The organism is Shewanella sp. T24-MNA-CIBAN-0130, assembly GCF_040310185.1.
GTDB lineage: Bacteria > Pseudomonadota > Gammaproteobacteria > Enterobacterales > Shewanellaceae > Shewanella > Shewanella psychromarinicola.
The window spans coordinates 72,834-94,517 of record NZ_JBEOPP010000009.1; the positions used below are offsets into that span (position 1 = coordinate 72,834).

Here is a 21,684-nt window from a genome sequence, read left to right on the forward strand (position 1 = left end):
TTTAGCTACACTTATTTTGCTTTATTTTTGCTTATTCTTGCTTATTTATTACTGTCGCTTAATAAGTATAACCCACACTTATCATATAAACCCATGGATCAATATCGGTCTCCACTACCACATGATCCGCGCCTAAATCAAAGCTCACGTCGGTTGAGATTTGTGCATACCACACGGACGCATTAACTAACCATCTTTTGTCAATTTGATAATCAAGTCCAACTTGACCTGCCAAGCCCCAAGAGTTAGATAAACTTAAATTATTTAAACCAAGATCTTTCGCTTCTTGAGTAAATTCATTGTCATAGAAATTAGTAAAGTTAACCCCTAAACCAATATAAGGACGCAAAGCCGATTGTGGATCACCAAAGTAATATTGTGCTACCAGTGTCGGAGGCAATTGCTTAGAGTCAGCTATTTTACCTAATTCGCCCAGTGACACATCGTGGCTAAAAGGCGATGCGGCCAATAATTCAATACCAACATTATCAGTTAACATATAACCAAAATTTAGCCCTAACTGCACATCACTATCAACGCCAAATTCAGCAATATTGGCCACTACAGGGCTCGACTCATTAGGGGCTACCATCGCCACACCAGCCCGAACAATAATGTCACCGGCTTGATGGGCTGCGGCGCCAAATGATAAACCAGCAGTTAATAAAGAAACGGCAACTAAACTTAGGGTAATTTTCTTATTCATTTTTTAACACTCCTTGGTAATGACAACCGGATGCAAATCAATTGCATCCTCAACATTCGCAGTCAACCTACCTAAGTCATTGATGAATAACATTGATCTAGATCAGTTAAAACAGAATACCTCTAAAGTGGTAGTGCTTTGTTCAAATATACTTGATTTGGATCACAAGTTTCACAAAGTGGATCTGCATCTGAATCTCATATTAAGGAAAAGTGCGAGGCAAGAACGGGGGTGTTGAGTGATAAATAGCCGTGACTGAAGATAACTTAATCGTTAAGCTCAGATCGTGATATTAAATGGTCTCTAACAGCTATTTCCCCTCGTTGAGCTTCGTTAACTTAGGGTATTGGGTTAGCCAGTTTTTTTGAACTAGTCTGGATTCAAAAACACTAATATCACGCTTGGGGTTGGCACATAACGTGAGAGCAAAAAGACCTTCTAATCCAAAAACAGCATCCACGCTTATCTCATGCTCATTGATTGAAATAGAAGGCGAGCTTAGGGTTAACGCTGTGGAGTTATCGACATTAACATTGACTAACTTAACACCCACAGCAGTTTGTTTTTCAGGCCAATAAGACATGGCGTCAAGGCACGAGGAATAAGCAGGATCGCCATGTTTAACATGCATTCTGGCTTGATTTTTAACTGACCAGGGTAAATCTGCTCGCTGCCTAAGTTCGGCTTCAATGGCGCGGTCTCGCTCCACTGACACATTGATATCACACCAATATATAACATCAATATCATTTAACGGCTGCGGCTTAAACTTGTGTAATTTATCCCATACCAAATTACGCACAAAGCCTGCAGCGATATACCAATCTGTAATATAAAGTGGTTGTAACACCGCACGGCAAATGTGCAAGGCATGCAGACGCTGAGCATCATCTTGCAACCATGTCGATAACTGCCCAGCTAAGTCATCAGGCTTCAATGGATGTAACGTTCGCTGACTAGCTGGCATCATGCTGTTGCTCTGGTGCTGCATCAGCAAAGGCCGCTAATTGTTGGCACTCATCCCAAATGCTGACAATATTTGGATATGCTGCAAGGTCAAGATTAAAGCGCTTGGCATTATATACTTGTGGGATCAGACAAATATCGGCCAGTGAAGGCTTATCACCAAAACAGAAACGTCCGCAGTGGTGACTTAGTTGTACTTCTAACGCAGTAAAACCAAGGTGGATCCAATGATGATACCAGCGCATTTTATCGGCTTCTGACACACCCATTTCATTGACTAAATATTGTAATACTCGCAAGTTATCTAAAGGGTGAATTTCACATGCAATCGCTTGGGCCATACTGCGCACAATGGCACGATCTTCAATATTGGTTGGAAGCAAGTGATGTTGCGGATACTTGTCTTCAAGAAACTCGATAATGGCCAGTGATTGTGACAATGTCAGTTCACCTTGCTCACCGTTATCAACCAATACCGGCACTAAATGCTGCGGATTGAGTTGATGATATATTGCAGAGTTTTGTTCACCGCCATTATTCACTAAATGCACCGAAATATGCTCTGCCGTTAACTGTTTTAAATTTAACGCAATCCGCACCCGATAAGCCGCACTTGAACGCCAATAGCCGTAGAGTTTCATGTCAATATCCCTGTTGTTTTATGATTAAAAAAGGCAATAACGATTTATCGCTATTGCCTTTTTATGTCGATTTATATCACTGCAATAATCTTAGGCTTTGTACTCAACCACTTTTTGATCAATAGAGCCAAAAATACTCACACCGTTGTCATCAAACATTTCAATACGAACGCTGTCGCCAAAGTGCATAAAGGATGTTGATGCTTTACCATCGGCAATAATTTCAAGCATACGCTTTTCCGCCAAACAGCTTGAACCCGCACTGCGATCATAATTTGAAATGGTGCCAGAACCAATAATAGCCCCGCTACCTAATGGACGCGTTTTAGCCACGTGTTCCACTAACTGACTAAAGTTAAAGGTCATATCAACACCCGCATTGGGGCGGCCAAACAATTCACCATTTAAGTGGGTGACCAATGGTAAATGTACTTTACTGTCTTGCCATTTATCAGCTAATTCATCTGGGGTAATAGCAATAGGCGAAAATGCACTTGATGGCTTAGATTGGAAAAAACCAAACCCTTTACCTAACTCGCCGGGGATCAAGTTGCGCAGTGATACGTCGTTGACTAACATCAATAATTTGATGTGTTTAGTGGCATTTTCGCTGCTAACACCCATGGCAACATCATCGGTAATGATGGCGATTTCTGATTCAAAATCAATTCCATACTCTTCACTTGTCACTTCGATATTGGCTTTAGGGGCAATGAAACAGTCTGAACCGCCCTGATAGACTAAAGGATCCGTCCAAAATGATGCTGGCATTTCAGCGCCACGTGCTTTACGCACCAGTTCAACGTGATTCACATAGGCACTACCATCGGCCCACTGGTATGCACGAGGTAACGGAGATAAACAACGTGCTTCATCAAAATCGGCTGCATTGTCCATTTGGCCATCGTTAAGCGCTTCATAAAGTTCATTTAATTGTGGATACAATAAATCCCAAGCATCAAGTAATTGCTGCATTGTATGGGCAATAGCAGGTACAGCGACCGCTTTGGTTAAATCTCTACTGACTAACATCAATTGGCCGTCGCGACGTCCGTTGTGATAACTTGCAAGTTTCATTATGGCTCCTAAATACTGGATGAACGTGGCGGATAATCCACACTACACGCTCAATTTGATCATACAAATAACCCATCACAGCAAAAAAGCCTATAGCGTATGCTAAATCACATTTTGCTGGCATTAATGGATATTTGTAAATTATTGGTTACTTTAATATAAAATAATCGAAAACACTGATTTACAGCGTTAAGGTGACTAAAATGCCATCAAAATAGTTGGCATTAAATCGTTACATTACTTTTTTTTACTAATACTGTAATCGCGTAATTTATTGGCAATGGCGGTATGCGATACCCCAAGTTTTTTTGCTAATTGGCGTGTACTTGGGTACGCAGGGTATAACCGACGCAATAAACCTGCTTCGTATTCTTTCATGGCTTGGTCTAGGGTGCCTTCAAATTCCTCATCGAAGTAACCAAAGCCTTCAGCATAGGATGGTAATTTAAGCTGCTCGACCGTCAATTCAGTTGAACCGTCCCACATCGACACCGCTCTAAAAATCGCATTTTTCAATTGACGTACATTACCCGGCCACGCATAGGTAAACAGGTAATCACGACAGCTTGCCGAAATACGCCTTAAGGGACTCGATAACTGCTGACTATAATGTTCTAGAAACATTTCAGTTAACGGGATCACATCCACACGGCGCTCACGCAGTGATGGCATGTGATAACTGAGTACATGAATACGATAATATAAATCTTCTCGAAATTCGCCGGTTTGGCAAAGTTCAGCTAAATGTTTTTGGGTTGAACAGATAATCCGCACATCAGCGCGCACTTCTTCATCACCGCCAATCCGCCTAAAGGTTCCGTCTTGCAATAAACGCAGTAATTTGACTTGCGCCGCTTTGGACATCTCAGCAATTTCATCAAGAAACACAGTCCCGCCTTTGGCTTCTTCAAATAGACCGCGTTTAACGACAGTGCCATTACTGACAAAGCCAAATAATTCTTCTTCTGCAACGCTATCAGGCAGCGCGGCACAATTAATGGCAATGAAAGGATGTTCACGGCGCATGCTAGCATCATGACTAGCACGAGCCATTAGCTCTTTACCTGTGCCGGTTTCACCGGTGATCAGCAAGGGGGCATCTAGTTGCGCCATCCGTTTTGCTTGCTTGAGTATCTCTTTCATTTTGTCACTAACGGCTAATACGTTATCAAACCCAGTAGTCTGATTTTGCAGTGCATTAAACTGTTTACCCACTCGGGCTGGCGATTTCAGCGAGATAACCGCACCGGCTAAAATCGTTTTGTCATTATCATCAGGCAAGAAAATTGGCAGCATTTCGGCTAGATATTCACTGCCATTAATTTGCACCCGAGTCGCCTGAGCCAATACCGGCGTTTCGCTCATCCAACGGGCAACGTTAAACCCTTGTACCCAATGATTAAGTGACTCACCCACTACCTCATGTTCACCCATACCGAGCGTCAATAACGCTGACTCATTAGCAATGCGGATCCGACCTTTAGCATCGGTTGAAAAGACTGAATCAGGTAAGGTTTTAAGTAAGGTTTTTAGAGCGTAATGCTCTTGCTCTGATGGCATAAATGACACAGTACGAACATCATTTACACTTTCAACCTTGCGGATTTGCGGCATTAACTCGCGCAGTGTTTCAAAACTAATCTCAGCAAATTGCAGAAATAAGAAACCCCGATTACTGGCATCAATAGCCATTAAGTTAATGCCGTGATTTTCAAGCACGACGAGGATGTCTTTCGCTAAACCCACGCGATCAATACAGCTGACTTCCAAACGCATAATGTAACGATTCCCTATTTATTTAAGGTTTGTTTCGGAAATTTGGCATAACGTTAGAGGGATATGGCTTCGGTGGCAAGTGAAGTTTACAGCAGAATTGTAACAGAGCAATTATTTCAGCATATTACGTTAACGTAATATACTGAAATCGATGGTGATCGTCATTAATCTACAGCAACTGGTCGCTCTTGGCTGCCATAATAAAATCATTCTTATGGAGCCCTTTAATGGAATGTGACCACCAGGTCACCGTCACTTTACCCCATTCAGTTAAGATCCCAGGGTGGTGAAATTCAGCCTCAGCTAAATCGGCCAATTTATTGGTAAAAGCCATGGCCAATTTAAAGTTTTTGAATTTATATACCCGCTCCAGCTGCATAATACCGTCACGAACTTCCACGCCCCAATCGGGGATCATACCGATAAGCTCAGCTAATTCAGCATCGGTCACTTTAGGTGCATCCGCTTGGCATGCTTCACATTTCATCTCAGTTAATGCGTTCATTTACACTCCTTGACTTAATTAAATGGTTATCTTGCTTGCAGGCTGACGAGTCAAATGATGCTTACCTCAGCTGCAGTTAATCATTAGCTTGCTTTCACTTTAGGGGCAAACTTAGGCTCAAACATGCCTAATTGTCGCGCTTTGGTTACCATTGCCATAATATCCATACGCGCAACTTCATCAAGGTAGTCAATATTTTCAATCACGTAATAAATAGGCTGCATAATATCGATACGATAGGGTGTGCGTAATACATCCAGTAGATCAAAAGGTTTACGTTCTGGTGCATCACTTAGCGCATACAGGGTTTCTCCTGGTGAACTTAAAATACCGCCACCATAGATGGCTAAAGGCTCATTTTTCGCTTGAACCAAACCAAACTCAATAGTGAACCAATATAATCGTGCTAAAAAGACCCTTTCTTCTTTTGACGCAGCAAGCCCTAATTGACCATACATATGCGAGAAATGAGCAAATGATGGGTTGGTTAATAATGGGCAATGACCAAATATCTCATGAAAAATATCGGGTTCTTGTAAATAATCAAACTCTTCTTTGCTACGAATAAACGTTGCTACCGGAAATTCTTTATTGGCCAATAATTCAAAGAAACGTCCAAATGGAATTAATGCGGGCACGGCTGCCGTTTTCCAGCCTGTGGCGTCTATTAACACTTTATCAATTTCAGGTAACTGTGGAATACGATCAATAGACATGCCTAATGCATCTAACCCTTGTAGGTAAGCATGACAGGCTTTGCCCGGCATATTGGCCACTTGGCGTTGATACAATTGTTGCCATAATTGATTCTCATGTTCTGAATAATCTATGTAACCCTGGGCATCAGGTTGATGTGCAATATACTTTGTTGCTGTACTCATAAGCTCCACTTTACGTCAACTTCAGTTATTACATAGTGTGCCATGGTTAACGTTTTGTTAACTCCCTCACCATTTTTTGTCGCTGGGATATGTTGCTTGAAATGTAAACAAATGGGTACAGGCACGATTAAAGGGTGTTTTATATGACGATTGCTTAATTATCCAACACTGATAGGAACAAGCTGTCATGCGGTTTATAAGCCGACCCGTAATGATTTCAACATGACGGCTATAATTTAAATGGCTATTGAACTGTGATAATTTACAATAACCATTGAACTTGACTCATTTATTCACAGGACGATTTATCTATGGCAATTTTAGTAACCGGTGGCGCTGGCTATATTGGTACTCACACAGTAGTAGAGCTATTAAATGCCGGACAGGAAGTAATTATTGTTGATAATTTATCAAATTCAAGTGTTGAAGCCTTAGCCCGTGTTCATACTATTACGGGTAAAGATGTCACTTTTTATCAAGGTGATATTTTAAACAAAGCCTTACTGCAAAAAGTTTTTACTGACCACAGTATTGAGTCTGTCATTCATTTTGCGGGATTAAAAGCCGTCGGTGAGTCAGTAGAAAAACCGTTGAAGTATTACGAAAATAACGTTACTGGCACCATCATCTTATGCCAAGTGATGGCAGAAAATAACGTTAAGAACTTAGTCTTTAGCTCATCGGCCACGGTTTACGGCGACCCTGCTAGCCTGCCCATAAAAGAAGACTTCCCAACAGGCGCAACCAACCCTTACGGCCAATCTAAATTAATGGTTGAGTATATTTTAGCTGACTTACACAACTCGGATAACAGTTGGAATATCGCCCGTTTACGTTACTTCAATCCTGTTGGCGCTCACGAAAGTGGCCTGATTGGTGAAGATCCTAACGATATTCCTAACAACTTAATGCCCTTTATTGCCCAGGTTGCTGTTGGTAAACGTGAAAAATTAAGCGTCTTTGGCGATGACTACAATACTCCAGATGGCACAGGCGTGCGTGATTATATTCATGTTGTTGATTTAGCCATGGGTCACTTACAAGCATTGAAAAAGCTGCAAACCAAACCTGGATTAGTGACTTATAATCTCGGTACAGGCATAGGCTACAGTGTATTAGACATGGTCAAGGCGTTTGAGAAAGCCTGTGGTAAAACCATTGCTTATCAAATCAGTCCTCGCCGTCCAGGTGATATTGCAGCCTGCTATGCAGACCCTAGTTTTGCCGCGACAGAGCTTAACTGGCGTGCAAGCCACTCAGTAGAGGACATGGCCAATAGCAGTTGGAAGTGGCAATCAACTAATCCTGATGGTTATAAATTGCCAAGCACTTAACAATTTTTTGCTGCAGCTAATGCTAATATTGGCTGCAGCAAGTCCGTTTCGGTCTAATTGGGATAATAATGAGTCAAAGCATCGATCAAAGTCGTCGGAATCTATTTAGTCGCAGAAAAACTAATGTTATCCGTCCGCCTTGGATAAAAACAGACCAACTGTTTACCGACAATTGTACCCGCTGCGATAAATGCATTACCGCATGCGAAACAAGTATTATCAAACAAGGCGATGGTGGCTTTCCTGAAATAGATTTTAGCCTTGGTGAATGCACGTTTTGCCAGAAATGTGTTGATGCATGTCCAGAACCAGTGTTTGAACGCGCTCAATCCTTACCTTGGTCAATTACCGCCAGCATAAAAGAGAATTGCTTAACCTGTGAAGGCGTCTGGTGCCAGAGCTGTAAAGATGCCTGCGATCCGCGCGCAATTAGCTTTATCATGGCGGTAGGACAAGTGCCTAAACCCGTTATAGATACTGACGCCTGTAACGGTTGCGGTGCTTGCGTGTCCCCTTGCCCTGCGGATGCGATAATTATCGGCCACCCAAGCTAATTTTTCTCCCAAAGCGTAGAAAGATATTAAGTATTCGGTCAGCGATTTTGGTTTTGTTCATTAGCCTTTAGCGCTATATTACCCTCTCAACGTAGACATAAGAGCACTAAGATGTTTGGTCAAAAAAAACCTGCTAACTCACTAAGCTTTATCGCCCAAGAATGCCATTTAACCGGTAAACTCATTTTCAGCGGTGATGTGCTCATTGCGGGCCATGTCAGTGGCGATATCAAAGCACAAGGCAATGTGACCATTGAACCGAGCGGCACCGTCGATGGTGATGTCTTATGTCGCGAGTTGATGATTGCTGGGCAATTAACTGGCAAGGCACGCTGTAAAAAAATAACGCTTCATGATCAAGGTATTTTTGAAGGTGATGCATATTGTGAAAACATTGAAATTTTAGATGTTGGTCAGTTTTTAGGTTATCGTCACCGCGATCCTCTCACAACCGCCTAATGAGTGGCTTCGGCAGGCATTTTACCTGCCGCTTTAACTTGCACAATAATAGGGCCAACGGTTATCAATATTATGTCAGCTAACTTGCGATGGTTTATCCAAAGAGGCCATCGATAATGTGGTGAATTACCGATAGTTAAGCTGCCTGCCCGTTAATGAGCTGGCACAATATTAACCATCACGATAGACTTCGTTTGATGAAGTGAGCTTAGTCAGTTGCCCTTGTAAACCAATAACATATTTTCGATAAAAATCCGTCAGTTCATCATTTAACGCCCAAACTAATGCCTATTCATCATCACTGGTTTGAGCTTGTTGTTGCCATTGACGCAACAACGCCACAAATTCTTTAGGGTCTCGGTCTAAACTATCAATCGATAAATACACATGGTAACCCAACTGTTCATTCAACGTTTGACAACGATGGCCAAACATAGCCAGTACCCCACGATAACGTTCACCGTTAACCACTAACGGAGTGAACTCAGCGCCTAAATAGCCTTCTAAACTTTGTAAGTCTTCATCCTGGGTGGCCGCTGTCATTAATAGTGGCCGCTGCTCGGTCAGTAATCCGGTGGCCAAGCGCAGTGAAATACAATCTAAAACGGGATTAATGTGTTTAAGCTTGACGCCAATATAAGGCAGTTCAATTAACTCCATGTTTTGATTTACTCGCACATTATCAAGCCGTTGAATATTGTGCCATTCAATAAACACTTGTCCGCGGCGATTAAAAAATGCTACGCCTGCTGTGGTTAGCTTAAAACTGACGGCTGGCTGGTACACTTTGGAGACACCTAAAACCAGCGCAACTGAACCTAAGGCAAAACACAGCATACCGGGCACAAAAAAGCCTTTAAACCCGATAAAAATAATTAAGCTAGTTACTAAACTCACCGCCCCAACAACGGTGAGTGTAATGCCATTACGTTTAATAAAAGGGCTGATTAATAACTCGTCAGTGACCACGATTTCTCCTTTAAACTAATTGTGATAGAAGTCTATTTTATGACTAATAGGTTTTATGACTAATAGGTTTTATGGCTAATAGTTTTTAATTATTTGAATTAGCTTATCTCTTTGATCTGCAACCACAACATGCCGACATATTCATGGATAGCTTTCTGAGATGCTAATAACTGATCTGCACCTAAGCCCCACCAATAACTTTGCCTAGCAATAAAGTCACTGGCCGCCGGCTGTGGTTGCATATCCAGTGAGGTAAATATTTGCATAGATCTAGGCATGTGCGTAGCCGACGTCACTAACCTAAACGGTCTATAGCCAACAATATTCTTAAGTGCATAAGCTTCTTCAATGGTATCTTTAGGTTGATTAAATACGACTATATTGGCTGTTGGGATCCCTAATTCTTCTGCGGCTTGTGCCATAATCGTCGCATGAGCTGTCGACTGGTTTCCACCACTCCAACCACTGACAACTAAGGTACAATGTTGACCGAGACCAAACTGACGAATGCCTTCGGTTAATCGAGCCAGTGCCGTCGACGATAGTTGCTGTACTGCGGTATGGCCATATTGCTCACGATTACCCGATCCCAATACCATCACAACACAAGTGCCAGTAATCGGTTGATGATTAACTTGATACTGTGATTCTAATGAATCCGCTAAAAAATAACTCACTTGCGATTGGCTTGTTAATGCTAGCACCAATATAGCGGTGATCAAGGCGACTCGGCCAAATCGCAGTAGCATGGCCCGTTGGGTTCGCCACAAGATGGCAGCAATAACAAGTAACATTATGCTAAAGGGGATCGGCATCACTAATTGCGATAAGATTTTTTTAAGCCAAAACATCGGTATATCACTTGATCAATTAACACTGTGGCTAGTTTATCGTTATCAGCTTCGAATACAAACCATATAGAGTAAACAAAAACGGCACTTGTTAAGTGCCGTTTGGTATAAGGAGCAGATTAACGCTCAATGATATGAATTAAGACTCGTTCTCACAGAAATGAAACTGAAGCTACGTCTGGTCTTTGCCCCACAGCCATGCTGCGCCGCGAACGCCTGAAGAAGCACCAAACTTATTCTTAACGACTTGGGTTCCGCATTCACGGCCAACAACATATTTGGGTAACACTTTAGGTAGTTCGGTATAAATGGCATCGATATTAGAGACGCCGCCACCGAGTACAATCATGTCTGGGTCCATCATATTAATCACGTGCGCAAGTGAACGCGCTAGACGATCGATATAACGCTCAAATGCAGCTGTTGCCAATGGATCACCCTGTTGCATCATTTCAGCAATTTGAATGCCACTGGTTGCTTCACCGCCTACGGCGCGAAAATCACGCACAAAGCCAGTACCCGAAATAAAGGTTTCAATACAGTCACGATTACCACAAAAACAAGTGGTGGTATTAAACTCATCGGCCGTCATCCAAGGTAGTGGATTATGCCCCCATTCGCCGCCAATGCCATTACCACCGCCATGTACACGGCCGTTAATGGCAATACCTGCACCACAACCTGTACCGATAATGCCACCAAAAACAACACCTTTACCGGCGGCAGCGCCGTCAACCGCTTCTGATACCGCAAAACAGTTTGCATCATTGGCAACACGCACTTCGCGGTTCAGCAATTCACTTAAGTCTTTGTCTAAAGGATGACCGTTAATCCAGGTTGAATTTGAGTTTTTTACCAAGCCGGTAAACGGTGACACGACCCCTGGGATCCCAACACCTACAGAACCGATTTGTCCTGTGGCCGATTCAGCATCGGCAACTAAACTCACAATGGCTTCAATGGTTCCAGGGTAGTTTTTGGGAGTAGAAATGCGCTTCCTGAAAATTTCAGCACCATCTTCGGCTAACGCCACTATTTCAATTTTGGTACCACCGAGATCGACGCCCATGCGCATCATAACTTGTCACTCCATTTGCTGATTATTAATTGGGATTCCATATTTGACCAACAAAGGCTGAAAACGATTCCAACTACTTGCGGGCAAACCATGCCGATGATGCGGCAATAAAATACGGATTTAAAATATTTTCTTTCTGGTTATATTGCAGTGGTGTTAGTGCCGGATATTCAACAACCCGTCCACCCGCACTTTCCAATACCGCTTGCGCTGCTGCAGTATCCCATTCACTGGTTAGGCCTAGTCTCGGATAAACATCGGCTTGGCCTTCGGCCACCATACAAAATTTCAATGAACTGCCGACGCTTAACATTTGGTGTTCGCCAATAGTCTGTAAATAAGCGGCAACATCTGGGCTAACGTGAGAGCGACTTCCAACTACAATAGGTGGCGATTGCACTGCTCGGTCATGAATATCTAATATCGATAACTGCCCGTTATGCTCAAGCCAAGCACCTTGGCCAACAATGCCGCTATAACATTTACCTAATACTGGCGCATAAACTACGCCGACTATCGCTTGTCCCTGGTGGATCAGCGCAATATTGACAGTAAATTCACCATTGCGTTTAATAAACTCTTTAGTGCCATCCAGTGGATCAATCAACCAATAGGTTTGCCAGGTTTGTCGTTCTGCCCAACTAATATCAGCATCTTCTTCACTCATCACAGCAATATCTGCAAAATGCTGTTTAAGGCCGGCAACAATCACATTGTGGCTAGCGATGTCAGCCGCGGTAACCGGGCTATCATCTTGTTTAACTTCAATCTGTAAATCAGTTTGAGCATAAACCTGCATAATGGCTTCGCCGGCTTGTTTGGCGAGAGTTACTATTTGCTGTAAGTCTGTTTTTGAAAATACAATGTTAGACAAATCAATTCCTTATCAAATTCATATCACGTTAGAGATCAACACACTATCGATACGACATTATGCCATTATTAACATCATAGATTGATAACCATTTGATTGCACTTCAATCAAAAATAACTAAGCACCGGTTTTCAACAACTAAGTATGATTGTTGAGTAACTGTATATTAACTCCGTTAGATACTAAGCCAAGCAACGTCACACTCAAGCAATACAGTCCATTTTTGTATTTGTATTCAACCGCTAGATATCGTTATGTCATCGTCTCGCATTCGCCAGTCAATATTAAAGCGCTATTATCACCTTCATTCTAATTATGATTAGCTAGGCTTATCAGTAATAAAATACCCCTAACCCCTTAATATTAAATATTTTACTGGCATTGAATGGTATTGCCGCCTTGCTTGGCTTGGATGACAACATCGCTAAAGCTTAATTCAACTTTCGCTTCCGTGGCCAGATAAAAAGGCGACACAAGTTTAGCAAAATCCATTGGCTCACCAGCGAAACAATTGAGCGATACACTGATGGCTTGCCATTCGCCTAATTTAGTATTGACCAGCTTGGCAATATCCACTTGTTGACGGCAATCACCTTCACACGCCAACCCTAACCACAACGGCTTTTGTACTGGTTGCAGCACTTTAATGCTCAGTGATAACGCTGAATGACCTTTGCTGTAGGCTCTAAAGTCGCGCGGGAAATTACTGATTAAACCAACAGTCCCTTGTTCACTACCATTAAAAGAGACTAAGCGTGCATCTTCTTGCACTACGCGATCCATAGTACGGATATTCAGTGCACTATTGTTTGCCACGCTGCTTGATAAGCCCTGTCGCTCATTATTGGTTGCTATGTACATTGACCAAGGAGATTTCACTGCGCGTTCAAATAAAGCTAAGTCTTCAAGTGTTTGAGTGGCTGAAAAATTATCTTCTGATAACTGATCTAAGGTTACCGCATCGGTTGACGCTGACTGATAGGTTAACCCATAGCCGTAAGGAATAAGCGGTTGATAGTCAGCTTGGGCTTGGGCGCTGTTATCTTGCGCTAATGGCACGTTAACTTGAGTTTGCTGTGGCGAAGATGGCCATGAGAATGACAATTTACCGACAAAATCATAAGCAACACTTCCATCTGGCTTAGTGAACAACACGTCTGCTATGCCTTGGCCTTCAGATCCTGGAAGCCACGCGGCAACAAACGCATCTGACTGGTTAAATTCAGGGTTAACCCACATTGGGCGACCGCTGATAAATACTGATACCACCGGGATCCCCTGTGCTTTGAGCTTTTTCAATAAAGCCAAATCGCGCTTATCGCCACGCTGATATTCTACGTTATCAATATCGCCGTTACCTTCTGCATAGGGCTCTTCTCCAAACACCACTATTGCAACATCAGGTTTTTGCTGCGGGTCAAATTCACCGGCAACACTCAATGTGGCTTTACCACCAGCTTGAGTCACCAATTTATCAATACCAGCGTAAATTGACGTAGCACCAGGAAAGTCACTATTTTGGTTATCAGTGCCCTGCCACGTAATGGTCCAGCCACCGGATTGTTTACCGATATTATCCGCAGCATCACCTGCAACCAACACCTTAACGTTCGGCTTTAGCGGCAATAATGATTGATTATTTTTAAGCAGCACTAATGATTCTCGTACCGCTTGGCGAGCTACTTCACGGTGACTTGCTTGACCAATTAATTCTGTTTTACCCGATAACGGACGATTGACAGGGCTAGGTTTTTCAAACAAACCCGCACGAAACTTGACTCGCAAAATACGGCTTACCGCATCGTCTATCCGCGCTTGACTAATCTCGCCGCGGTTAACTTGGGCGATAGTATTTTCATATAATGGTTTCCAAGCTGCAGTTGGCACCATAAAGATGTCTAACCCAGCATTGACGGCTTGCGCACAAGACTCATTAGTACAGCCTGCAACTTGTCCGTGACCGTTCCAATCACCTACCACAAAACCATCGAAATTTAATTTATCTTTAAGTACATCTGTTAATAGATATTTATTGCCATGATTTTTAACCCCATGCCAGCTATTAAATGATGCCATAACACTTTGTGATCCAGCATTGAGTCCACCCACATAGCCTTGTGCATGTATGTCATATAAGTCTTGTTCACTGGCCAGGTTTTCGCCCTGGTCTATGCCTTTTTCAGTTCCGCCATCACCTAAAAAGTGTTTTACCGTTGAAATAACATGTTGATCAGATAAAAAATCGCCTTTCACTGAGCCTTGTAGGCCTTCGACAATGGCATAAGCATAGGTTTTTACAATCTGTGGGTCCTCAGAATAACCTTCGTAAGTCCGGCCCCAGCGATCGTCACGCACCACCGCAACGGTGGGAGCAAATACCCAATCAATCCCCGTTACCATGACTTCTTTGGCTGTAATCGCAGCAATTTTTTCAATTAATTTAGGGTTATTGGCGGCGCCCAAACCAATATTATGCGGAAATAAGGTCGCGCCAATAACATTGTTATGACCGTGTACGGCATCGGTGCCCCACATGGTTGGAATATTAATGCCGTCGACGCTGTCATCAATTGATGCTTGATAAAATGATTCAGCTAACGCAATCCAATCTGCTGGAGTCGCGTGCTTGTCATTATTAGGATAAGCACCGCCACCATTAAGATATGATCCAAAACCATATTTACGCATATCTTCAACGGTAATATCACGGATCTCTGGCTGGATCATCTGGGCCACTTTTTGTTCAAGCGTCATCTTGGCCACTAATGCATCAATATTGGCTTCTAATGCTGGATCTTTTGCTATGGCTGGGGTTAATTGAGGCCAAATAGCTAATGACTTTGATGCGGTGTTCTCAGCGGTAACATTAATAACAGCGGCTTCTGTAGCAAGCTTATTTGTGGGTTGACTGTCGTTGCACCCGCTGAGGCTAAACAAAATACCTAAGGCAATCAAGCTGGTTTTTGTCGACGTTATGGCTATCGAGACACGCTGTAATTGAGTCTGTTTCATTGTATTTCCCTTACGCCATTTCTGTTGACACGGGGCGTTTTGCATCACACCCTATCAACCCGTAATAACCAATAAAGCCGTAACATAAAAGAGGCACAATAAACGCTAATTGAATGCCAATACTGTCCGCTAACATACCTTGAAATAACGGCAATACCGCGCCACCCACAATGGCTAAGCATAAAATGCCCGAACCTTGGCTAGTGTGTTGTTTTAAATCATGTAACGCTAAGCTGAAAATAGTGGGGAACATAATTGAGTTGCATAATCCGACTAGCAATAACGCCCACATGGCAACGGTGCCAGCACTTAACATGGCTGCAGCAACCAAAATACAAGCACATACCGCGTTAAACGCTAGCACCTTACCCGCTTTAATTTTTTGCATCACAGCAGCGCCAATAAAGCGCCCTACCATCGCACCACCAAAGTAGTAAGCAATATAATGTGCTGCCTGCGATTCAGACACCCCGCCAATATGATCTTGAGTTAAAAAACTGATCAAAAAACTGCCAATACCGACCTCAGCACCAACATAAACAAAAATACCTACCGCACCCAATACCAGATGTGGATATTGCCATGCGCTGCCTTTGACTGCTGCACTAGACTGAGTGTCTCGTTTACCCAGTAAAGGCAGTTTTAGCAAAATAAAAATGAATGCCAATACAAACAACGCACCCGCTAAAATAAGATAAGGCGTTTGTACTGCACTGGCTTGTTGCTGAACAGATAGCTGGCCAATCACTTCGCCAACTTCTGTGATTTTATCGTCGTGCTCCACCGTCGACAAAATTAACCAACTACCGAAAAATGGCGCAACGGTAGTGCCTAATGAATTAAATGCTTGGGTTAACGTTAACCGAGATGATGCCGTTTCAGCAGGGCCTAACGCACTGACATAAGGATTGGCTGACACTTGCAAAATAGTAATACCTGATGCTAATACAAAAAAAGCAAACAAGAACATATTGTAAGAGCCATAACTAGCCGATGGGTAAAACAGTAAACAGCCAATACAGGCAATAATTAATCCGGTAATAATACCTTTCTGATAACCAATCTTACCCACTAGCGCACCCGCCGGGATCGACACAATAAAGTAGGCCCCAAAAAAGCAAAACTGCACCAGCATCGCTTGGGTGTAATTAAGGTCAAACATATTTTTTAAGTAAGGGATTAAAATGTCATTGAGGCAGGTTAGAAAGCCCCACATAAAAAATAACGATGTTAACGCCACTAACGCAAAGCGAAAGTTCCCCTGCTGATGGGTTGAATTAATCTGAGTTAATTCTGATTGAAGCTGCGAAGTCGCCATGACATTCCCTTATTGTTGTTAATCGTTATGTTGGGTTGCAGTACCTTACGTCAGTGACAATATCACCAAAAATAATCTCCATATCGTCAGGTCAACACCGACAATGTTGCATTTGGTTCATTGATAATAATTAGCCGAATCAATTATTGACCTTTGGATAATTAATCACTAATCTCAATGTAAGCGCTTTCATTTTTAACATATCGATAACTGATGTCAACGATTTTTAAACGCTAGAGCATAATTTTTACTGTGTAGTTAACACGTCACAATGGCTTTTCTCGGGGTGTTTCAATCTAATACGTTATTAATAAAAATAGACAAAATTAATCAATACTAAGTGAATAAATATATGAAAATTATGTTACCAGCCGATTCCAAAATGCATTCAAAAGCGTTCACCTTTGGTGTGGCGACTGCTTCTTTTCAAATTGAAGGCGCAGTGGCATCACGCCTCCCTTGTATATGGGATACATTTTGTGCCACTAAAGGTAAAATTCGTGATAACTCTAACGGTGAGCAAGCTTGCGAGCACGTTAAATTATGGCGTGAAGACATTGATTTAATTGAATCATTAGGGGTTGATGCCTACCGTTTATCAATTTCCTGGCCTCGGGTTATGCACCAAGATGGCAGCCTTAACCCACAAGGTGTTCAGTTTTATACCGACTTACTTGATGAATTAATCCGTCGCGGTATTAAACCTTTTGTCACCTTATATCACTGGGATTTACCGCAACATATTGAAGATAATGGTGGTTGGTTAAATCGTCAAACGGCCTATCAGTTTGCGGACTACGCCGACAAAATCACTCAAGCGTTCGGTGACAGAGTGTATTCCTATGCCACCTTTAACGAACCTTTTTGCAGCTCTTACTTAGGCTATGAAATTGGCGTTCATGCACCTGGATTAGCGAAAAAGGCTTATGGTCGCCAATCGGCGCATCATTTATTACTGGCACATGGCCTAGCCATGAAGGTACTGCAAAAAAACAGCCCAACTAGCCAAAATGGTATTGTGCTTAACTTTACCCCTTGTTATAGCGCAACCGACAGCGTTGCAGACGTACAAGCCGCCGACAAAGCCGACCAATACTTTAATCAATGGTACATAAAACCGTTATTTGACCGGTGCTACCCAGACATCATCAATGATTTTGCCGCAGAAGATGTACCCATTATTGAAGACGGTGATTTTGATATTATCGCCCAACCCATCGATTTTTTAGGGATTAACTTCTATACCCGCGCGGTTTATAAAGCCGATGCGGAAAATGGCTTTAGCCAAGTAGACATGGTTGGCAAACCTAAAACCGATATGGGCTGGGAAATTTATCCGCAAGCCTTTACTGATTTGCTAACCTCATTACATGCGCTTTATCCATTACCACCGATATACATTACTGAAAATGGTGCGGCAATGAACGATAAACTGCTAGATGGCAAGGTAGATGATGTTGACAGAGTCAAATATTATGACGCCCACTTAAATGCAGTAAACAAGGCCATTGAACAAGGTGTTAATGTTGTGGGCTACTTTGCTTGGAGTTTGATGGATAATTTTGAGTGGGCAGAAGGTTATTTAAAACGCTTCGGTATTGTCTATGTCGATTATGCTAACCAACAGCGCACCTTAAAAACCAGTGCACACGCATATCGAGACTTTATTAGCGCAAGAAAATAACTAAACATAAAATGGAGATTAAGTCGTTATCTAAATGACTTAATCTTATTCAAACAGTTGCATCATTTTAAAATATAAAATAATAATTGAGGCATGTATGATCAGTATAAGAGAAAAAGTAGCCTACGGACTTGGGGACACCGCCAGTAACATTGTATTCCAAACGGTAATGCTATTTTTAACCTTTTTCTACACCGATATTTTCGGTATTTCACCTGCATTTGTTGGCACCATGTTTTTAGCCGTTCGCTTAATTGATGCCATTACCGATCCATTAATGGGTGCATTAACTGACCGAACCCATACTCGTTGGGGAAAATTTAGACCCTACCTATTATGGTTTGCCCTGCCCTTTGGAATAATCAGCGTACTTGCCTTTACCACCCCAGATTTGTCTGAAGATGGCAAAATGATTTATGCCTTCGTGACCTACACGGCATTAATGATGGTTTATACCGCCATTAACATTCCTTACTGTGCCTTAGGCGGGGTATTGACTGCCGACCCTAAAGAACGGGTATCAGTGCAATCATATCGTTTTGTGTTTGCGATGCTGGGCGGATTATTGGTGTCTGGCCTAACCTTGCCATTGGTGGAGTTTTTAGGTAAAGGCGATCAAGCAAAAGGCTACCAACTGACCATAGCTGCCATGAGTATTTTGGGGGTAGCGATGTTTTTGGTCTGCTTTTGGGGCACCAAAGAACGCCTACATCCGCCCGTTGATCAGCAATCAAGCTTTAAAAAAGACTTTACTGACATGCTCCAGAATGACCAATGGCGTGTGTTAGCCATAGCGGCAGTATGCTTATTATCAGGAATGGTATTGCGCACCAGTTTAGCGATTTACTACGTTAAATATTTCTTAAATATGCCAGATTCCATCACACTGTTTATTACCCTTGGAATGGTCGGTAACATTTTTGGCTGCATTTTGGCTGAGCCGTTAGCGAAGCGTTTTTGTAAAGTAAAAGCCTACATCACCTTGCAGCTGATCGCGGCAGCAATGTGTGTCATCAGCTACTTTGTTGCAAGTGACCAAGTGGTGTTAGCTTTTGCGATGTTTATTGTGTGGGGGTTTACCTTCAACATGGCTACCCCGTTACTCTGGGCCAAAATGGCTGATGTAGTCGATTACGGTCAATATAAAAACGGCGTGCGTATTACTGGGATGATTTATTCATCGGTGATTTTCTTTATCAAACTTGGGGTCGCTATTGGTGGCGCTGCCGCGGGTTGGTTACTGGCTGGTTATGGTTATCAGGCTGATGTTATCCAAACAGAGCATACCCAACAAGGGATATTATTATCATTCACCATTTACCCTGCTATTGGTTCATTACTGGTGGCTTTTGTCATGCGTTGGTACACCTTAGATAATCAAAAAGTGGACCAAATTCACTTAGAATTAAATAGAGAAGCGAAATAAAAGCATGTTAGTCTTGGAACCATGTGATCCAAGCTGGCTGGATACCAATCGTATTAAATATTTGCTCATTAGCGGAAACTCAAAGCGCTGTCAGCAAGGAGAACGATTGACGTCATACTCGCGCTCTGGCGAAAGCGTTCAGCGCAGCATAAAGCACGCTAAAACCCGCCCTACGGGAGGCACTTAAGTATTCCATTTCTGTGTTGCATTGATGTAAAACGGCATAACCATTTTTATATCAATGTGCCTTGAATTTAAATGCTTGAGCGGCTCTGATCTGACTAAATATTTAATTTGATTGGTATAAATACAATAATATGGCAACAATTTACGATGTATCCGTGATGGCAGGTGTGTCTCTGGCGACAGTGTCCAGAGTGATGAACGACAACACCAAAGTCAGTGATAAAACGAAGCAAAAAGTACTCGATGCAATGGCGGCGCTGGGCTATCGCCCAAACACTATTGCCCAATCATTAGCCTCAAACTGTTCCAATAGTGTCGGAGTGTTAGTGTCACAACTTGATGGCCCTTATTATGGCCCAATGATGACAGAAATCGAAACAGCCCTTCGCACTGCCAATAAACATGTCATTATTGCCGCCGGTCACAGTGATGAAAAACAAGAAAAAGAAGCGGTTGAGTTTTTATTAAGTCGCGGCTGTGATGCGTTGATTTTAGACATTGAAGCCGTATCTGATGAGTACCTGATTAAGCTAAGCAAAGCATCAACGCCAGTGGTCTTTATTAACCGCTATATTGAATCAATTAAAGAGCGTTGTGTTTATTTAGAAAATGAACTTGGTGGTTATATGGCGACTCAATATATCCTGTCGCTTGGGCATAAAGATGTCGCCTATATTTCTGGGCCATTATACAAACTCGATGCCAGAGATCGTCTTAAAGGGCATAAACGAGCCCTGCAAGAATACCAAGTACCATTCGACCCAGAATTGTGCTTTGAAGGTAACTTCCGCGAATTTGGCGGTAGTGATGCAATGGAATATTTACTGTCACGCAATAAACCCATCACTGCGGTGGTATGTGCTAGCGATCAAATGGCCTCTGGGGCAATATCGGTGTGTTTAGAGCGAGGTTTGCGCGTACCGGACGATATTTCATTTATCGGCTACGATAATATTCCATTTCCACAATACATCTCACCTAAGCTATCGACCGTTAATAACCCAATCCATGAAATGGGTAAAATGGCTGCTCGTTGGGTATTACAGCAAGTGTATAACGATAAAGACGTCACGGTTGAGAGCTCGTTTCAACCTGAGTTATTTATCCGTGATTCGGCTAAAGCGATTTCAACAAACCACGATAATTAACTTTCATTTTCAAGAGCTGTCGACAATATGCGCTGCTATCAAGGGTTGTAATGCCCTTAATGTCAATGTTGCTGATACCTTTTCAAGTTGATCCGCCATCTTACCAATCGTATTTACTATCTGCTCATGTAGCGACTCAAGCGTTCTTCTTTTGCGTTGCATTAATGCGCCATAAATTGAAAAACTTGAGCCACTCTAAGCTATTCTGATAATGAAACAGATTGATATCATAAGCTCAA

The 21,684-nt window shown here is 42.4% G+C and carries 20 protein-coding genes; 6 read left to right on the forward strand and 14 right to left on the reverse strand.

What is annotated here, in order from left to right:
* Window positions 1-58 precede the first annotated feature (58 nt).
* The 7 genes from ompW to phhA form a co-directional block, all read right to left on the reverse strand.
* Entirely contained in the window at window positions 59-706 is a 648-nt protein-coding gene (ompW, locus tag AAEZ02_RS05845) for an outer membrane protein OmpW (protein ID WP_101032229.1), read from the reverse strand.
* 310 nt (window positions 707-1,016) lie between these two features.
* Window positions 1,017-1,676 (reverse strand): nucleotidyltransferase family protein, encoded by a 660-nt coding sequence (locus AAEZ02_RS05850; protein WP_124011847.1) that lies wholly within the window; start codon window positions 1,674-1,676, stop codon window positions 1,017-1,019.
* Window positions 1,663-2,313, reverse strand: a complete 651-nt coding sequence (gene maiA / locus AAEZ02_RS05855) for a maleylacetoacetate isomerase (RefSeq protein WP_351088475.1) — start codon at window positions 2,311-2,313, stop codon at window positions 1,663-1,665. Before maiA ends, AAEZ02_RS05850 begins: the two co-directional genes overlap by 14 nt.
* Window positions 2,314-2,403: 90 nt before the next feature.
* Window positions 2,404-3,390 carry a fumarylacetoacetate hydrolase family protein gene (locus AAEZ02_RS05860; RefSeq protein WP_124011849.1) on the reverse strand — a complete coding sequence of 329 codons (987 nt, stop codon included), beginning with the start codon at window positions 3,388-3,390 and terminating at the stop codon, window positions 2,404-2,406.
* A 237-nt stretch (window positions 3,391-3,627) separates the two neighbouring features.
* Entirely contained in the window at window positions 3,628-5,166 is a 1,539-nt protein-coding gene (tyrR, locus tag AAEZ02_RS05865) for a transcriptional regulator TyrR (protein ID WP_101032233.1), read from the reverse strand.
* Between the two features lie 169 nt (window positions 5,167-5,335).
* The gene (locus tag AAEZ02_RS05870) at window positions 5,336-5,671 is read right to left on the reverse strand and encodes a 4a-hydroxytetrahydrobiopterin dehydratase (RefSeq protein ID WP_124011850.1); all 336 of its coding nucleotides are present in this window, start codon (window positions 5,669-5,671) and stop codon (window positions 5,336-5,338) included.
* A gap of 83 nt (window positions 5,672-5,754) precedes the next feature.
* A complete protein-coding gene (phhA, locus tag AAEZ02_RS05875; protein ID WP_124011851.1) occupies window positions 5,755-6,552 on the reverse strand; it encodes a phenylalanine 4-monooxygenase in 798 nt (265 codons plus the stop codon).
* Between the two features lie 311 nt (window positions 6,553-6,863).
* Here phhA and galE point away from each other — a divergent pair, with 311 nt between their 5' ends.
* The 3 genes from galE to AAEZ02_RS05890 all read left to right on the forward strand — a co-directional run bounded on the left by galE (window position 6,864) and on the right by AAEZ02_RS05890 (window position 8,899).
* On the forward strand, window positions 6,864-7,886 hold the full coding sequence (gene galE, locus AAEZ02_RS05880; RefSeq protein ID WP_124011852.1) for a UDP-glucose 4-epimerase GalE: 1,023 nt from the start codon (window positions 6,864-6,866) through the stop codon (window positions 7,884-7,886).
* A gap of 68 nt (window positions 7,887-7,954) precedes the next feature.
* Window positions 7,955-8,440, forward strand: coding sequence for a ferredoxin-type protein NapF (gene napF, locus AAEZ02_RS05885; protein ID WP_351122237.1), 486 nt, complete (start codon window positions 7,955-7,957; stop codon window positions 8,438-8,440).
* A 111-nt stretch (window positions 8,441-8,551) separates the two neighbouring features.
* Window positions 8,552-8,899: a bactofilin family protein gene (locus AAEZ02_RS05890; RefSeq protein WP_101032238.1), complete on the forward strand. Its 348-nt coding sequence runs from the start codon at window positions 8,552-8,554 to the stop codon at window positions 8,897-8,899.
* Between the two features lie 288 nt (window positions 8,900-9,187).
* Here AAEZ02_RS05890 and AAEZ02_RS05895 read toward each other — a convergent pair whose 3' ends face one another.
* The 6 genes from AAEZ02_RS05895 to AAEZ02_RS05920 form a co-directional block, all read right to left on the reverse strand.
* Entirely contained in the window at window positions 9,188-9,868 is a 681-nt protein-coding gene (locus AAEZ02_RS05895) for a DUF2982 domain-containing protein (protein WP_351122240.1), read from the reverse strand.
* A gap of 98 nt (window positions 9,869-9,966) precedes the next feature.
* Window positions 9,967-10,719 (reverse strand): ElyC/SanA/YdcF family protein, encoded by a 753-nt coding sequence (locus AAEZ02_RS05900; protein ID WP_351122243.1) that lies wholly within the window; start codon window positions 10,717-10,719, stop codon window positions 9,967-9,969.
* 172 nt (window positions 10,720-10,891) lie between these two features.
* Window positions 10,892-11,797, reverse strand: coding sequence for a fructokinase (mak, locus tag AAEZ02_RS05905; RefSeq protein WP_101032241.1), 906 nt, complete (start codon window positions 11,795-11,797; stop codon window positions 10,892-10,894).
* A 73-nt stretch (window positions 11,798-11,870) separates the two neighbouring features.
* Window positions 11,871-12,671, reverse strand: coding sequence for a 3'(2'),5'-bisphosphate nucleotidase CysQ (gene cysQ / locus AAEZ02_RS05910; protein ID WP_351077085.1), 801 nt, complete (start codon window positions 12,669-12,671; stop codon window positions 11,871-11,873).
* Between the two features lie 372 nt (window positions 12,672-13,043).
* On the reverse strand, window positions 13,044-15,683 hold the full coding sequence (locus tag AAEZ02_RS05915) for a glycoside hydrolase family 3 protein (RefSeq protein ID WP_351077088.1): 2,640 nt from the start codon (window positions 15,681-15,683) through the stop codon (window positions 13,044-13,046).
* Between the two features lie 10 nt (window positions 15,684-15,693).
* A complete protein-coding gene (locus AAEZ02_RS05920) occupies window positions 15,694-17,001 on the reverse strand; it encodes a sugar MFS transporter (protein WP_124011858.1) in 1,308 nt (435 codons plus the stop codon).
* 352 nt (window positions 17,002-17,353) lie between these two features.
* On the opposite strand from AAEZ02_RS05920, the gene AAEZ02_RS05925 reads away from it, so the two are divergent.
* From AAEZ02_RS05925 to AAEZ02_RS05935, 3 genes are all read left to right on the forward strand, one after another.
* On the forward strand, window positions 17,354-18,685 hold the full coding sequence (locus AAEZ02_RS05925) for a GH1 family beta-glucosidase (protein WP_124011859.1): 1,332 nt from the start codon (window positions 17,354-17,356) through the stop codon (window positions 18,683-18,685).
* 97 nt (window positions 18,686-18,782) lie between these two features.
* The gene (locus AAEZ02_RS05930; RefSeq protein WP_351077092.1) at window positions 18,783-20,111 is read left to right on the forward strand and encodes a glycoside-pentoside-hexuronide (GPH):cation symporter; all 1,329 of its coding nucleotides are present in this window, start codon (window positions 18,783-18,785) and stop codon (window positions 20,109-20,111) included.
* Between the two features lie 317 nt (window positions 20,112-20,428).
* A complete protein-coding gene (locus tag AAEZ02_RS05935) occupies window positions 20,429-21,445 on the forward strand; it encodes a LacI family DNA-binding transcriptional regulator (RefSeq protein ID WP_124011861.1) in 1,017 nt (338 codons plus the stop codon).
* A gap of 9 nt (window positions 21,446-21,454) precedes the next feature.
* Here the strand turns inward: AAEZ02_RS05935 and AAEZ02_RS05940 are convergent, their stop codons facing one another.
* Complete coding sequence (locus AAEZ02_RS05940; RefSeq protein ID WP_164839503.1) at window positions 21,455-21,607, reverse strand: hypothetical protein; 153 nt, start codon at window positions 21,605-21,607, stop codon at window positions 21,455-21,457.
* Window positions 21,608-21,684: the final 77 nt, after the last annotated feature.